The sequence below is a fragment of the Streptomyces sp. JJ38 genome (assembly GCF_019303475.1).
In the GTDB taxonomy this organism is placed as follows: domain Bacteria; phylum Actinomycetota; class Actinomycetes; order Streptomycetales; family Streptomycetaceae; genus Streptomyces.
Map to the genome: position 1 here is coordinate 43,544 of NZ_JABLSI010000022.1, position 13,708 is coordinate 57,251.

The 13,708-nt window shown below is 73.1% G+C and carries 14 protein-coding genes; 12 read left to right on the forward strand and 2 right to left on the reverse strand.

Translation table 11 applies throughout. The features are described from left to right. Positions 1–71: 71 nt before the first annotated feature. The 3 genes from HPT28_RS14605 to HPT28_RS14615 are packed head-to-tail and all read left to right on the forward strand — an operon-like array spanning position 72 to position 1,213. Positions 72–329: a hypothetical protein gene (locus tag HPT28_RS14605; protein WP_219091534.1), complete on the forward strand. Its 258-nt coding sequence runs from the start codon at positions 72–74 to the stop codon at positions 327–329. After that, positions 326–970: a hypothetical protein gene (locus tag HPT28_RS14610; protein WP_306824616.1), complete on the forward strand. Its 645-nt coding sequence runs from the start codon at positions 326–328 to the stop codon at positions 968–970. The genes HPT28_RS14605 and HPT28_RS14610 overlap by 4 nt, the downstream gene beginning before the upstream one ends. Before the next feature lie 9 nt (positions 971–979). Further along, positions 980–1,213 (forward strand): hypothetical protein, encoded by a 234-nt coding sequence (locus tag HPT28_RS14615; protein WP_219091501.1) that lies wholly within the window; start codon positions 980–982, stop codon positions 1,211–1,213. A gap of 61 nt (positions 1,214–1,274) precedes the next feature. Here HPT28_RS14615 and HPT28_RS14620 read toward each other — a convergent pair whose 3' ends face one another. Together HPT28_RS14620 and HPT28_RS14625 are read right to left on the reverse strand one after the other, a co-directional pair. Then, positions 1,275–1,748 carry a Dps family protein gene (locus HPT28_RS14620; RefSeq protein ID WP_219091502.1) on the reverse strand — a complete coding sequence of 158 codons (474 nt, stop codon included), beginning with the start codon at positions 1,746–1,748 and terminating at the stop codon, positions 1,275–1,277. Between the two features lie 70 nt (positions 1,749–1,818). After that, positions 1,819–2,838 carry a rod shape-determining protein gene (locus HPT28_RS14625; RefSeq protein ID WP_219091503.1) on the reverse strand — a complete coding sequence of 340 codons (1,020 nt, stop codon included), beginning with the start codon at positions 2,836–2,838 and terminating at the stop codon, positions 1,819–1,821. 144 nt (positions 2,839–2,982) lie between these two features. Between HPT28_RS14625 and HPT28_RS14630 the strand changes: the two genes are divergently transcribed. From HPT28_RS14630 to HPT28_RS14670, 9 genes are all read left to right on the forward strand, one after another. Further along, the gene (locus tag HPT28_RS14630; protein ID WP_219091504.1) at positions 2,983–3,684 is read left to right on the forward strand and encodes an SDR family oxidoreductase; all 702 of its coding nucleotides are present in this window, start codon (positions 2,983–2,985) and stop codon (positions 3,682–3,684) included. Between the two features lie 172 nt (positions 3,685–3,856). After that, the gene (locus HPT28_RS14635) at positions 3,857–4,831 is read left to right on the forward strand and encodes a methionine synthase (RefSeq protein WP_219091528.1); all 975 of its coding nucleotides are present in this window, start codon (positions 3,857–3,859) and stop codon (positions 4,829–4,831) included. Between the two features lie 27 nt (positions 4,832–4,858). Beyond that, the gene (ligA, locus tag HPT28_RS14640; RefSeq protein WP_219091505.1) at positions 4,859–7,060 is read left to right on the forward strand and encodes an NAD-dependent DNA ligase LigA; all 2,202 of its coding nucleotides are present in this window, start codon (positions 4,859–4,861) and stop codon (positions 7,058–7,060) included. 429 nt (positions 7,061–7,489) lie between these two features. Then, on the forward strand, positions 7,490–9,571 hold the full coding sequence (locus HPT28_RS14645) for a bifunctional diguanylate cyclase/phosphodiesterase (RefSeq protein WP_219091529.1): 2,082 nt from the start codon (positions 7,490–7,492) through the stop codon (positions 9,569–9,571). Positions 9,572–9,706: 135 nt separating this feature from the next. Beyond that, positions 9,707–10,003, forward strand: coding sequence for an Asp-tRNA(Asn)/Glu-tRNA(Gln) amidotransferase subunit GatC (gatC, locus tag HPT28_RS14650; protein ID WP_219091506.1), 297 nt, complete (start codon positions 9,707–9,709; stop codon positions 10,001–10,003). Positions 10,004–10,008: 5 nt separating this feature from the next. After that, positions 10,009–11,502, forward strand: a complete 1,494-nt coding sequence (gatA, locus tag HPT28_RS14655; RefSeq protein ID WP_219091507.1) for an Asp-tRNA(Asn)/Glu-tRNA(Gln) amidotransferase subunit GatA — start codon at positions 10,009–10,011, stop codon at positions 11,500–11,502. Further along, the gene (locus HPT28_RS14660; protein WP_219091508.1) at positions 11,499–11,741 is read left to right on the forward strand and encodes a hypothetical protein; all 243 of its coding nucleotides are present in this window, start codon (positions 11,499–11,501) and stop codon (positions 11,739–11,741) included. The genes gatA and HPT28_RS14660 overlap by 4 nt, the downstream gene beginning before the upstream one ends. Before the next feature lie 18 nt (positions 11,742–11,759). After that, positions 11,760–13,268: an Asp-tRNA(Asn)/Glu-tRNA(Gln) amidotransferase subunit GatB gene (gene gatB / locus HPT28_RS14665; RefSeq protein ID WP_219091509.1), complete on the forward strand. Its 1,509-nt coding sequence runs from the start codon at positions 11,760–11,762 to the stop codon at positions 13,266–13,268. A 248-nt stretch (positions 13,269–13,516) separates the two neighbouring features. Then, entirely contained in the window at positions 13,517–13,681 is a 165-nt protein-coding gene (locus tag HPT28_RS14670; RefSeq protein WP_219091510.1) for a hypothetical protein, read from the forward strand. The last annotated feature ends 27 nt before the right edge of the window (positions 13,682–13,708 follow it).

Here is a 13,708-nt window from a genome sequence, read left to right on the forward strand (position 1 = left end):
GGGCGGACACGGCATGGGGCGACTGGATCAGGCACGCTCGCGACTGCCCGAAGTGCGGTCACGTCGGCGGCTTGTGCGAGGAGCGTGTCGCCCTGAACCGGACGTGGTTCGCAGCGCGAGCGGCAGCGGAGGTCCCGCCGCCGCAGGGGCCGCCGTACGAACGGCACAGCCGCGAGGGCCTGACCGACGAACAGGTGCGCGGCGAGGCATGCGTCCACTGCGGCGCCGACCTCGACAGCACGGCCCTGGACGTGCCGCCGCAGCGTTCCCGCTGGTACGGCTCCCTGTCGTTCTGGTTTCCGAGGGCCTGCCCCGGCTGCCGCCCGTGACGCGCCGCCTGGTCGTGGCCGCGCGCGTGCGCGTTCCCCGCGCCGACCTGCCGCCGCACGCGGCCCGGGTGCGGCCTTACGTCTACCTGCCCTACAACATCTGGGACCGCCCGCCCCGCGGCCCCTACGCCGCGTCCGCCGAGGCGGCGGACGCCCGACTCCACGCCGGAGGCAGCAGCATGACCACGGCAGCCCGCGACCTGCTCACCGAGCAGGAGTTCACCTCCGTCCGTTCCACGGTCCTCGACGGCAACCCCGACATGAGCGAGGCCATGGCTGAGCGCATCGTCGACGAGGCGCTCAAGTTCGTTGTCGCCTGCGCCAAGAACCCCGGCATCGGACTCGCGCCGTCCCGGGTCGTCGACGAGGGCTGGCACGCCCTCCTCCTCCACTCGGCCGCCTACGCCCGCATCTGCACCCAGCTCGGCAGCTTCGTCCATCACTTCCCCGGCTACGACCCCACCCACTACGACCCCGCGATCATCGATCGCACCCGGGAGAAGATCGCCGCCGCCGGGTACGAGGTCGACGCCGAACTGTGGGGCCACCCCACGGAGGGCGTGCTGGTCTCCGTGGCCGCGAAGTGCCAGCACGCCCCCTCGTGCACGATCCGCCCCATGCCGAAGCCCGACTGGCCCTAGGCTCACGGCATGGACGCATTTCGAGCTCGGCAACTGGCCCGCCTCCTGACGCTGAGCGGTATGGCCGCGACCGCGGTACCGGTCGACGCCGAGGACCCGGCCGGCGAGTGGCTGGTCCACGATGACGAGGGCCGCGACATCACCAGAACGGCCCGCCAGGCGCTCCGTGTCGGGGACCCCCGACACCCGGTCCAGGGTCGGGGCTTCCTCGTCCCGGGCTCCGGTCAGTCCACAGTGGGCTGACCCTGGCCGCCTCCCGCCCGTCAGCGCCTCCGGCGCGGGCGGAGGGGAGGGCTACCCGGCCTCATTGCTTGTGCTCGGCCTGGAACATCCAGTGGTGCTTTTCGAGGTCGCCGGTCAGGCCGATGAAGACGTCCTCCGTGACCGGGTCGACCTTGCCGACGGCGCCCATGCGCTCGCGCATGCGGGCCACCACGGTGCCCAGCGCCGTCGTCATGGTGGCGACGGCGTCGACGTCCTGCTGCCAGCCGTCGACCACGTGCTCGATGCCGCTGTCCGAGGCGACGGTGCCGACCCGGCCGTCCGGCGGCAGCCCGAGGGCGGACGCGCGCTCGGCCACGGTGTCCGAGTACTGGCGGGCGGTGTCGACGACGTCGTCGAGCTGGAGGTGGATGGTGCGGAACCGAGGGCCGACGACGGTCCAGTGGATCTGCTTGGCCACCAGTGACAGGTCGACGAGGTCGACGAGGGCGCCCTGTAGCGCCTCACCGACCACCTTGAGGTCCTGCTCGGGGAGAGTGCTCTTGACGGCGTACATCCGTTGACCTCGCTCCTTGCGTGTCGGGTATGGGGTGCCGTGCGACGCGGGTACCCGGGGCGCGGGCGGCTTACGCCACCGCGACGGTGGCGGGTGCGGCGAAGCTCGTCTCCAGCCGGGCGAAGTCCTCCAGGCAGCGGCCCGTGCCCACCGCCACGCAGTTCATCGGCTCGTCCGCGACCGTGACCGGCATGCCGGTCTCCCGGGAGAGGCGCTCGTCCAGCCCGTGCAGCAGGGCGCCGCCGCCGGTCAGGACGATGCCGCGCTCCATGATGTCGCCGTACAGCTCGGCGGGGCAGGCGTCGAACGTCCCGCAGACGACGTCGACGATCGACTGGACCGGTGCCTCCAGCGCCTCCAGCACCGCGTCCGCACTCAGCTGCACCGATTTCGGCATTCCGGTGACCTTGTCCCGGCCGCGGACGACGATCTGGCCGTCCCGGCCCAGCGCCACCTTGATCTGCTCGGCCGTGCGCTCGCCGACGGCGATGGTGTGCTGCTTCTCCACGTAGGTGGAGATCGCCGCGTCCAGCGAGTCGCCCGCCACCCGGGAGTGCCGCGCCGCCACCACGCCGCCGAGGGAGATGATGGCCACCTCGGTGGAGCCCGCGCCGATGTCGACGATCATCGAGCCGCACGGCTCGTAGACCGGGAGCCCGGCGCCGATCGCCGCGGCCATCGGCTGCTCGATCAGGTGCACGGAGCGGGCCCCGGCACGCGACGTGGCCTCCAGCACCGCCCGCCGCTCCACTCCGGTGACGCCGCTCGGTGTGCAGACGACGATCCGTGGCGCGCGGCTGCGACTGCGGCGCGCTTTGGCGATGAAGTGCCGCAGCATGCCTTCCGCGGCCTCGTAGTCGGAGACGACGCCGCCCTTGAGGGGGCGGGTCGCGACGATGGTGCCGGGGGTCCGGCCCACCGCCTGACGGGCCTCGTCTCCGACGGCGAGCACGTTCCCGTTGCGGGAGTCGATGGCCACCACGGAGGGTTCGTCGAGTACGACGCCGCGCCCGCGGGCGTACACGAGGGTGTTGGCGGTGCCGAGGTCTATGCCGAGGTCACGGGTGCTGAACGACGTCATGTTGGCCATGGACGTGACTTTCGCTTTCGTGGTGGTTCACGGGTCTTGTATGTGATTGTCATGGTTTTTCTGAGGGATGCCACCGGGCGCCGGACCGGCTGTGGCAATCGGGGCACCGGCCCGAACGCGCGGCGACGGCCATAGGGTGGCCGCATGGCTACGCATCTGATCACCGGGGCGGGTTCGGGCATCGGCGCGGCACTCGTCCGCGAACTCCTCGCGCGAGGGGACACGCTGTGGCTGCTGGCCCGGAACGCCGGACGGGCCCGCGAGCTCGCGGAGGAGTTCGGCGACGGCGAGGGAACCGTGCGCACGCTCGTCGGCGACCTCGCCGAACCCGAGCGGCTGTCCTGGGCGTTCGGGCACCAGAGCCTGCCCGGGGAGCTGGACTCGCTCGTCCACAGCGCCGGGGTCTGCGACCTGGGTGAGGTCGGCGAGCTGACCCCCAAGGTGTGGCAGGCGACCCTCGCGGCCAACCTCGTCGCCCCCGCGGAGCTGACCCGGCTCCTGCTGCCGCAGCTCCGGCTCGCCCGCGGGCACGTCGTCTTCGTGAACTCCGGCGCCGGACTGCGCGCCAACCCGCAGTGGAGCGCGTACGCCGCGAGCAAGCACGGGCTGAAGGCGCTCGCCGACTCCCTGCGCGGCGAGGAGGCCGGGAACGGGGTGCGGGTCAGCAGCGTCTACCCCGGGCGTACCGCGACGCCGATGCAGGAGAAGGTGCACCGCCAGGAGGGCCGGACCTACCGGGCGGAGGACTGGATGACGCCCGAGTCCGTGGCCCGCACCGTGCTCACCGCCCTCGACCTGCCGCGCGGCACCGAGATCACCGACCTCAGCGTCCGCCCCACCGGCTGACCCGTCGCGCCCCGGCCCCCGGCTCCGGCTGCGGATCGGTCCCCGGCTCCGGCCCCCGGCTCCGGCAGGCTGTCCTTCCGGGCCGCCACGGCGCGCGTCGTAGGCTGCGGCTGTGAGTGAGAGCGAGTCGAGGTTCAGCTGGGGTCCGGGCGCGGCGAGCGGCATCGGTTCGATGCCCGGCGAGGACGTGCGGGAGGCCGTCCGCACCGTCGTGGGAACGCTGGAGGGCCCACGCCACCTGCCCTTCCTGCCGGAGCTGCCCGCCCGCGGCCCCGGCGCCGACATGATCGGGCGGACGGTCGGGCTGCTGGTGGAGCTGTTCGCCCACGTCGAGCCGAGTGGTTGGCGGATCAGCGACCGGCCCGGGCGTGACACCCGCAGGGCCCGGGCCTGGCTCGGCCAGGACCTGGACGCGCTGGAGGAGTTCACCCAGGGGTACACCGGAGGGCTCAAGCTCGCCGTCACCGGCCCCTGGACGCTGGCCGCCACCGTGGAGCGGCGTTCCGGCGAGGCCATGCTCGGCGACGCCGGAGCCTGCCGCGACCTGACGGCGTCCCTCGCCGAGGGGCTGCGGGCCCACCTCGCCGACGTCCGGCGCCGGATCCCCGGTGCCCACCCGGTACTCCAGCTCGACGAGCCCGCGCTCACCTCCGTCCTCGACGGCTCCGTCCCCACGGCCAGCGGGTACCGCAGGCATGCCGCGGTGGACCGCGCCGTCGTCCGGGACGCGCTGGCCGAACTGGTGCGCGCGGCGGGCGAGGTGCCCGTCGTCGTCCACTCCTGCGCTCCCCGGGTGCCGTTCGCGCTGCTGCGTCAGGCCGGCGCGGCCGGGGTCTCGTTCGACGCGGCACTGCTCACCGAGCGTGACGACGAGGCGATCGGCGAGGCGGCCGAGGCGGGCTTCGCGCTCTTCGCGGGTGTCGTGCCGGGCACGGGCACGGCCCCGGGGGCATTGTCGGACCCGGCCGGTAGCGTCATGGGTGTCAGGTCGCTGTGGCGCAGGCTGGGGCTGTCGCCCGGGCTCCTCACCGAGTCCGTGGTGCTCACTCCCGCCTGTGGTCTCGCCGGTGCCGCACCGGGCTATGCCCGCGGCGCGCTGGCGCACTGCGTCCGGGCAGCGCGATCACTGGCCGACAACCCGGAGTGACGGCCCGAGCAACGGGAGGACGAGACGGTGGCTGCCGAGGAGCGCTCGATCGAGCACGGGGCCGTGCCCGCCGAGGCGCGGGAGGAGCACAAGCGCCTGGCGGAAGAGGTGGAGGAACACCGCTTCCGCTACTACGTGAAGGACGCGCCGGTGATCTCCGACGCCGCGTTCGACCGGCTGCTGCGCGAGCTGGAGGCCCTGGAGGAGCGCTACAGCGAGCTGCGCACGCCCGCGTCGCCCACGCAGCGCGTCGCGGGGCGGTACGAGACGGAGTTCACCGAGGTCGCCCACCGCCAGCGGATGCTCTCCCTGGACAACGCGTTCGACGACGAGGAGCTGGCCGGCTGGGCCGAGCGCGTCGCCCGGGAACTGGGTGACGTGCCGTACCACTTCCTGTGCGAGTTGAAGATCGACGGCCTGGCCGTCAACCTCACCTACGAGCACGGGCGGCTCACCCGGGCCGCGACCCGGGGCGACGGCCGCACCGGCGAGGACATCACGCCCAACGTCCGCACCATCGCCGGCATCCCCGAGCGGCTCGCGGGGGAGGGCATCCCGGAGCTGGTGGAGATCCGTGGCGAGGTCTACTTCCCGATGGAGCGGTTCCAGGAGCTCAACGCCGGGCTCGTCGAGGCCGGCAAGCCGCCCTTCGCCAACCCGCGCAACGCCGCGGCCGGTTCGCTGCGGCAGAAGGATCCGAGGGTCACGGCGAGCCGCTCGCTGCGCATGCTCGTCCACGGCATCGGCGCGCTGGAGGGGATGAGCGTGGCCAGCCTCTCCCAGGCCTACGAGCTTCTGCGCGGCTGGGGCCTGCCCACGTCCGAGCACAACCGCGTGGTCGACTCGCTGGAGGGCGTACGGCAGTTCATCGCCGACTCCGGCAGACGCCGGCACGACCTCGGCCACGAGATCGACGGCGCCGTCGTCAAGCTGGACGAGATCCCCCTGCAGGGCCGGCTCGGCTCCACCTCGCGGGCGCCGCGCTGGGCCATCGCCTGGAAGTTCGCCCCCGAGGAGGTCAACACCAAGCTGGTGGACATCCGGGTGGGTGTCGGCCGCACCGGGCGCGTCACCCCGTACGCCGTCGTGGAGCCGGTCACCGTGGCCGGCAGCGAGGTCGAGTTCGCGACGTTGCACAACCAGGACGTCGTCAAGGCCAAGGGCGTCCTCATCGGGGACACCGTCGTGCTGCGCAAGGCCGGCGACGTGATCCCGGAGATCCTCGGCCCCGTGGTGGACCTGCGGGACGGCGGCGAGCGCGAGTTCGTCATGCCCGCGGAGTGCCCGGAGTGCGGCACGGCGCTGCAGCCCATGAAGGAGGGCGACGTCGACCTGCGCTGCCCCAACGCCCGCTCCTGCCCCGCCCAGCTGCGCGAGCGGCTCTTCTACCTCGCGGGCCGCAAGTGCCTGGACATCGAGCACTTCGGCTACGTCGTCGCCTCCGCGCTCACCCAGCCGCTGGAGCCCGCCGAGCCGGTCCTGAAGGACGAGGGCGGCCTGTTCGACCTGACGGTCGAGGAGCTCCTCCCCATCCGGTCGTACGTGCTCGACCCGGACAGCGGCCTGCCCAAGCGGGACCCGAAGACGGGGGAGAAGAAGGTCGTCACCCTCTTCGCCAACCAGAAGGGCGAGCCACGCAAGAACACCATCTCGATGCTGGAGAACATCGGGGCGGCCCGGGAGCGCCCGCTGGCCCGGATCATCACCGGCCTGTCCATCCGGCACGTCGGGCCCGTCGCCGCCGAGGCGCTGGCCCGGGAGTTCCGCTCCATCGACCGCATCGCCGAGGCGAGCGAGGAAGAGCTGTCCGCCACCGAGGGCGTCGGTCCCACCATCGCCGCCTCCCTCAAGGACTGGTTCGCGGTGGACTGGCACCGCGACATCGTCGAACGCTGGCGGGCGGCGGGCGTGCGGATGGTCGAGGAGGGCGGCGAGGAGAGCGGCCCCCGTCCGCTGGAGGGCCTCACCGTCGTCGTCACCGGCACCCTGGAGACCTACACGCGGGACGGCGCCAAAGAGGCGCTGCAGAGCCGGGGCGCCAAGGTCACGGGCTCGGTGTCGAAGAAGACCTCGTTCGTCGTCGTCGGAGACAATCCCGGCTCGAAATACGACAAGGCGGTCCAGCTCAAGTTGCCGATTCTTGACGATTCAGGGCTCACGCTCTTGCTCGAACAAGGGCCCGACGCCGCGCGCGAAGCGGCCCTGACCACGGCGGAAGAGGCCTCCTGACGTGCTGTCATGCCCCTGGCGTCACCGCCGTCCCTCCGGTAACGCCCTTGATTTCCCGGTCAGATGACGGAGAATTAGCCGATCCGCGCGGATAACCACGGCCTGATCGGTGCCTCCGACGCCAGCCCGGCACCTACTGTGGGAATCGTGCGCCTGCCGTGGCGCGGTGCACCGACGGCCGTGAGAGGGACGCGCATGCAGCAGACACCCGAAGAGCGCGACGCCGCCTCCGCGGGCGGTGGGCGCAGCCGCGCCCACACGGCCGTCGGGGACGCCGGGCCGCGGGCGCCGCGCGGCGGGCCGCGGACCCCGCGTGGCAGCGAGCGCCGCCTCTCGGCCACCGCCTTCGTCCGCCCCGGCTCCCTCAGCCAGCCCGCCTGCAGCGCCGAGGGCGCCTCGGCCCCCGTCTGCGCCGTGCGCCGCGCCGTCATGGCCTCCGTCCCGGGGCTGCGCGGGCTCGTCGTCGCCCTGGGCGCGGCGGCGCTGCTGACCGGCCTGTTCCTGTCGGCGCGCGCGGGCCGCGCCCTGTTCCCCGCAGGCACCGCCGGGTGGGCCTTCGCGGCCCTGACCGGCATCGTCGTCGTCCACCTCGTCGCCCTCGGCCGGGACCGCTGGTGGGGCGGCACCGGCTCCGGCTCCGCCCTCACCCTCGCCATCCTGTTCCTCTATGGCTGCGCCCCGGCCAGCCTCGTCAGCATCGCCGTCGTCGTCTTCGTCGGCGCCGCCCGGCACCGCAGCTGGCGCCAGTCCGTCGTGCACGGCGCCGTGGACATCCTGGGCATCGTCAGCGCCACGCTCGCCCTGGCGGCCTTCGGCACCCGGCCCACCGTCGAGGACCCCTGGGGGCCCGTCGGCTGGACGTGGGCCGCCGTCCCCGAGATGCTCGCCGTCGCCTGCGTGTATCTGTTCGTGACCCGGGTCCTGGAGTGGTACTGCCGCAGCCACCGCACCACCCTGCCCGCCCCCGCCGTGCCGACCGCCGCCCGCACCGCGCTGATCCGCCAGGGGCTGATGTGTGTCGCGCTCGTCGGCATCTCCCCGCTCATCGTCGTCGTCGCCGAGGCCAGACCGCTCGTCCTGCCGCTGTTCGCCGTCCCCCTCATCGCCCTCGACTCCACCCTCTGGATCGCCCGCGTGCGCGCCGAGGAGCAGCTGCGCGACCCGCTCACCGGGCTGCCCAACCGGCTGTGGCTGATGGAACGCACGTGGACGGCCCTCGACGACGCCGACCGGCAGAAGGCCCGCTCCGCCCTCGTCCTCATCGACCTCGACCGCTTCCGCTCCGTCAACGACACCCTCGGCCACCTCGCCGGCGACCGGCTCCTCCTGCAGATCGCCGACCGGCTGCGGCTCGCCCTTCCGCGCGGCGCCGAGGCGGCCCGGCTCGGCGGCGACGAGTTCGCCGTGCTGCTGCCGCTCGCCGCCTCGGCCACCAGCGCCCAGCGGGTCGCCCGCAACCTCGTCTCGGCGCTCAGCTCCCCCCTCCACCTCGACGGCCTCAGCCTCGTGCTGGAGGCCAGCGCGGGCGTCGCCGTCTTCCCCGACCACGCGCTGGAGGCGGAGGGCCTGTTGCGCCGCGCCGACGTAGCGATGTACGAGGCCAAGCGCGACCGCAGCGGCGTCGAGGTCTACGACGCCGCCCGTGACGGCAACACCCCCGACCGCCTGGGCCTCCTCGGCGATCTGCGGCGCGCCCTGGACGCCGGCGAGGTGGAGCTGCACTATCAGCCCAAGGTCCGCTTCGACGGCCAGGTGACGGGCCTGGAAGCGCTGGTCCGCTGGGTCCACCCCGAGCGCGGCCGGGTTCCGCCCGACACCTTCATAGCGATCGCCGAGACCTCCGGGCTGATGCCCCGGCTCACCGAGTACGTGCTGGAGACGGCGCTCAGCCAGGTCGCCCGCTGGCGCGCCGCGGGGCTGGCCGTGCCCGTCGCCGTCAACGTCTCGCCGCGCGACGTGCACACGCCCGGCTTCGCCGGGGCCGTCGCGGCCCGGCTCGCCCGGCACGGCGTCCCGGCCGGCGCCCTTCAGCTCGAGATCACCGAGCACGTCCTCCTGGAGGACCCGCAGCAGGCCGCCGACACTCTCGCCGGGCTCACCGGACACGGCGTCAAGATGTCGCTCGACGACTTCGGCACCGGCTACTCCTCCCTCGTCCACCTGCGCCGGCTGCCGGTCAGCGAGCTGAAGATCGACCGCTCCTTCGTGGCCCGGCTCGCCGTGGACACCCAGGACGCCGAGATCGTGCGCTGCACGGTCGATCTGGCGCACTCCCTCGGCCTGCTCGTCGTCGCCGAGGGCGTGGAGGACGACGAGACCTGGGAGCGGCTGCGCGACCTCGGCTGCGACGCCGTGCAGGGCTGGCTGGTCTCCGCCGCGATGCCGGCCGCCGAGACGACGGCCTGGCTGCGCGCCCGGGGCGTCGGCCCCGCCATGCCCGCCCCCGTCCCCACGGCCGCGCCCGCGCTCCCGCCGGGCATGGCCCACCCCTCGCTCCCCTCGGCGGACTGAGCCCGCCCCTTCGTGCCGCGGGCGCCCGCGCCGGTGCCGTGCCCCCGGTCGTCGGCTGTCGGGGGCGGGAGGCGGAGCGCATAGGATTGGGCGGCAACCGGAACATCCCATGCCCAGACCCGTAAGGACCGCCGCATGCCTGGCATCACGCGCGAGGAGGTCGCGCACCTCGCCAAGCTGGCACGCCTGGAGCTGAAGGACGAAGAGCTCGACCACTTCGCCGGACAGCTCGACCAGATCCTCGGAGCGGTCGCCGCCGTCTCCGAGGTGGCCACCGAGGACGTGCCGCCGACCTCCCACCCGCTGCCGCTGACCAACGTCATGCGCCCGGACGAAGTCCGTCCGAGCCTGACGCCCGAGCAGGCGCTCTCCGGCGCCCCGGCCCAGGAGCAGCAGCGTTTCAAGGTGCCGCAGATCCTGGGTGAGGAGTGACCGGTATGACCGACCTGACGAAGCTCACCGCCGCGCAGACGGCCGAGCGCATCGCGCGTGGCGAGAACTCCGCGGTCGAGGTGGCCGAGGCACACCTCGCCCGCATCGAGGCCGTGGACGAGAAGGTGCACGCCTTCCTGCACATCGACCGGGAGGGTGCCCTCGCCGCCGCCCGCCGGGTGGACGAGCAGCGCGCGGCCGGCGAGCCGCTCGGTCCGCTCGCGGGCGTACCGCTCGCGCTCAAGGACATCTTCACCACCGAGGGCGTGCCGACCACGGTCGGCTCGAAGATCCTCGAGGGCTGGGTGCCGCCCTACGACGCGACGGTGACGCGCCGACTGAAGGAGGCCGGCGTCGTCGTCCTCGGCAAGACCAACATGGACGAGTTCGCCATGGGGTCCTCCACCGAGAACAGCGCCTACGGCCCCACCGCCAACCCGTGGGACCTCACCCGCATCCCCGGCGGCTCGGGTGGCGGCTCCTCGGCCGCGCTCGCCTCCTTCCAGGCCCCGCTGGCCATCGGCACCGACACCGGCGGCTCCATCCGCCAGCCCGCCGCCGTCACCGGCACCGTGGGCGTCAAGCCGACCTACGGCGGCGTCTCCCGCTACGGCATGGTGGCGTTCTCCTCCTCGCTGGACCAGGGCGGTCCCTGCGCCCGCACCGTGCTGGACGCGGCGCTGCTGCACGAGGTCATCGCGGGCCACGACCCGATGGACTCGACCTCCATCGACGCCCCCGTCCCCGCGGTCGTCGAGGCGGCCCGGGGTGGCGACGTCAGGGGGCTGCGCGTCGGCGTCGTCCGGGAGTTCTCCGGCGAGGGCTACCAGGCCGGCGTCATGCAGCGGTTCACCGAGTCGGTCGAGCTGCTGCGCGAACTGGGCGCCGAGGTCGTGGAGATCTCCTGCCCGTCCTTCACCAAGGCGCTTGCCGCCTACTACCTGATCGCACCGAGCGAGTGCTCCTCCAACCTGGCCCGCTTCGACGCGATGCGCTACGGCCTGCGCGTCGGGGACGACGGGAGCCGCTCGGCGGAGGACGTCACGGCGCTCACCCGCGAGGCCGGCTTCGGCGCCGAGGTCAAGCGCCGCGTCATGCTCGGCACCTATGCGCTCAGCTCCGGCTACTACGACGCCTACTACGGCTCGGCGCAGAAGGTCCGCACCCTCATCACCCGGGACTTCCAGCGGGCCTTCGAGTCGGTGGACGTCCTGGTCTCCCCGACGACGCCGACGACGGCGTTCCCCATCGGCGAGCGCGCCGACGACCCGATGGCGATGTACCTGGCCGACCTGTGCACCATCCCGTCCAACCTGGCCGGCAACGCCGCCATGTCGCTGCCCTGCGGCCTGGCGCCGGAGGACGGGCTCCCCGTGGGGCTGCAGATCATCGCCCCCGCCATGGCCGACGACCGGCTCTACCGGGTGGGCGCCGCCGTCGAGGCCGCGTTCCAGTCCCGGTGGGGACACCCGCTGCTGGAGGAGGCACCCGTACTGTGAGCAAGATCAAGAAGGCCACGCGGTTCAAGAAGACCAAGGCCGGCACCTACCTGTCCATCGGCAGCTCGCTGTTCGGCGCCGTCAGCGTGGTCCGGCAGGCGCGGCAGGCACGGGAGGAGAGCGACGGGCTGCGGCTCGTGGACGCCGTCGTCTCGGCCGCCGCCATCACCACCGGCGTCCTCCTCCTCGTGCGAGAGCTGCGCAGCTGGGGCAGCGACGACGTCCTCGCCGGTGACTGATCGAGAGGCTGTACTTCCGTGACTCTGCTCGACCTGGTGTCGTACGAGGACGCCCTCGCGACCTACGACCCCGTCATGGGCCTGGAGGTCCATGTCGAACTCGGCACCAAGACCAAGATGTTCTGCGGCTGCGCCACCGAACCCGGCGCACCCGCCAACGCACAGACCTGCCCGACCTGCCTCGGCCTGCCCGGCTCCCTGCCCGTCGTCAACGCGACGGCGGTCGAGTCGGCGGTGAAGATCGGCCTCGCGCTCAACTGCTCGATCGCCGAGTGGTGCCGCTTCGCCCGGAAGAACTACTTCTATCCGGACATGCCGAAGAACTTCCAGACCTCCCAGTACGACGAGCCGATCGCCTTCGACGGCTATCTGGACGTCCAGCTGGAGGACGGGGAGATCTTCCGCGTCGGCATCGAGCGCGCCCACATGGAGGAGGACACCGGCAAGTCGACGCACATCGGCGGCGCGACGGGCCGCATCCACGGTGCCTCCCACTCCCTCCTGGACTACAACCGGGCGGGCATCCCGCTCATCGAGATCGTCACCAAGCCGATCACCGGCGCCGGTGACCGCGCCCCGGAGATCGCCCGCGCCTACGTCGCCGAGCTGCGCGAGCTGATCCGCGCCCTCGGCGTCTCCGAGGCCCGCATGGAGATGGGCCAGATGCGGTGCGACGTCAACCTCTCGCTCATGCCGAAGGGTTCCGAGACCTTCGGCACCCGCAGCGAGACCAAGAACGTCAACTCCCTGCGCAGCGTGGAGCGCGCCGTGCGCTTCGAGGTCCAGCGGCACGCCGCGGTCCTGGACGGCGGCGGCGTCATCGTCCAGGAGACCCGCCACTTCCACGAGGACGACGGCAGCACCACCTCCGGCCGGGTCAAGGAGGAGGCGGAGGACTACCGCTACTTCCCCGAGCCGGACCTCGTGCCCGTCGCCCCGGCGCGGGAGTGGGTCGAGGAGCTGCGGGCCGGCCTGCCCGAGCTGCCGCGGCTGCGCCGCAACCGGCTCCGGGAGGAGTGGGGGATCTCGCAGCACGAGATGGAGTCCGTGCTCAACGCGGGCGCCCTCGACCTCATCATCGCCACGATCGACGCCGGGGCCCCCGCGGACCAGGCCCGCAAGTGGTGGATGGGCGAGCTGGCCCGGCGGGCCAACGAGACCGGCACCGAGCTGGCGGCGCTGACCATCACCCCGGAGCAGGTCGCTCGGGTGTGCGCGCTCGTCGCCGAGGGCTCGCTCAACGACAAGCTGGCCCGGCAGACCATCGAGGGCGTCCTCGACGGCGAGGGCGGCCCGGACGAGGTCGTCGAGAAGCGCGGGCTGAAGGTCGTATCGGACGAGGGCGCGCTCGGCGCGGCCGTGGACGAGGCCATCGCGGGCAACGCGGCCATCGCGGACAAGATCCGCGGCGGCAAGGTCGCGGCGGCCGGTGCGCTCGTGGGCGCCGTCATGAAGGCGACCCGCGGCCAGGCCGACGCCGCCCGCGTCCGCGAGCTGATCCTGGAGAAGCTCGGCGTCGAGGGCTGACACCGGGCCGGACCGTCCGCCCGGGGCCCGTCCCGGGTCCGGCGCGTCCGACATCCGGTCTAAGGCGTCCGGGCTTCGGCCTAAGGCCCCCGGCTCCGGGAGTCTGAGGTCTTCGGGGCGCCGGGGCCTAAGCCCCGGCGCCCCGGAGATCGGGAAGTCGTCCGATGCGCCCCGGCCTCCTCAGAGCGGAAGCTGTAGGAGCCTCACCGAACGGTGGGGCTCTTGCCGACTCCCGAGGAGAGACCACCATGTACGAGGACTTCCTGGCGCACGAGGCTCGCTCCCGCATCGACCGGCTCCGCGCCGAGGCCGCGCAGCAGCGGCTGGCCGACGTGGTCCGGCGGGACGCCTCGGACGACGGACGACGCAGGGAGGGGCCCTGGCACCGGGGCCGCTGGGTGAAGGCCGCCTGAGGCGCGGGCGGAAAAAGCCCTGCCACC

What these genes read in the sequence shown, in the direction of transcription:
- gatC (WP_219091506.1), top strand. Translation starts at nt 9,707, where the DNA reads ATGCCTGGCATCACGCGCGAGGAGGTCGCGCACCTCGCCAAGCTGGCA.
- HPT28_RS14630 (WP_219091504.1), top strand. Translation starts at nt 2,983, where the DNA reads ATGGCTACGCATCTGATCACCGGGGCGGGTTCGGGCATCGGCGCGGCA.
- HPT28_RS14625 (WP_219091503.1), bottom strand. Translation starts at nt 2,838, where the DNA reads ATGGCCAACATGACGTCGTTCAGCACCCGTGACCTCGGCATAGACCTC.
- HPT28_RS14620 (WP_219091502.1), bottom strand. Translation starts at nt 1,748, where the DNA reads ATGTACGCCGTCAAGAGCACTCTCCCCGAGCAGGACCTCAAGGTGGTC.
- HPT28_RS14670 (WP_219091510.1), top strand. Translation starts at nt 13,517, where the DNA reads ATGTACGAGGACTTCCTGGCGCACGAGGCTCGCTCCCGCATCGACCGG.
- HPT28_RS14645 (WP_219091529.1), top strand. Translation starts at nt 7,490, where the DNA reads ATGGCCTCCGTCCCGGGGCTGCGCGGGCTCGTCGTCGCCCTGGGCGCG.
- HPT28_RS14615 (WP_219091501.1), top strand. Translation starts at nt 980, where the DNA reads ATGGACGCATTTCGAGCTCGGCAACTGGCCCGCCTCCTGACGCTGAGC.
- HPT28_RS14635 (WP_219091528.1), top strand. Translation starts at nt 3,857, where the DNA reads ATGCCCGGCGAGGACGTGCGGGAGGCCGTCCGCACCGTCGTGGGAACG.
- gatA (WP_219091507.1), top strand. Translation starts at nt 10,009, where the DNA reads ATGACCGACCTGACGAAGCTCACCGCCGCGCAGACGGCCGAGCGCATC.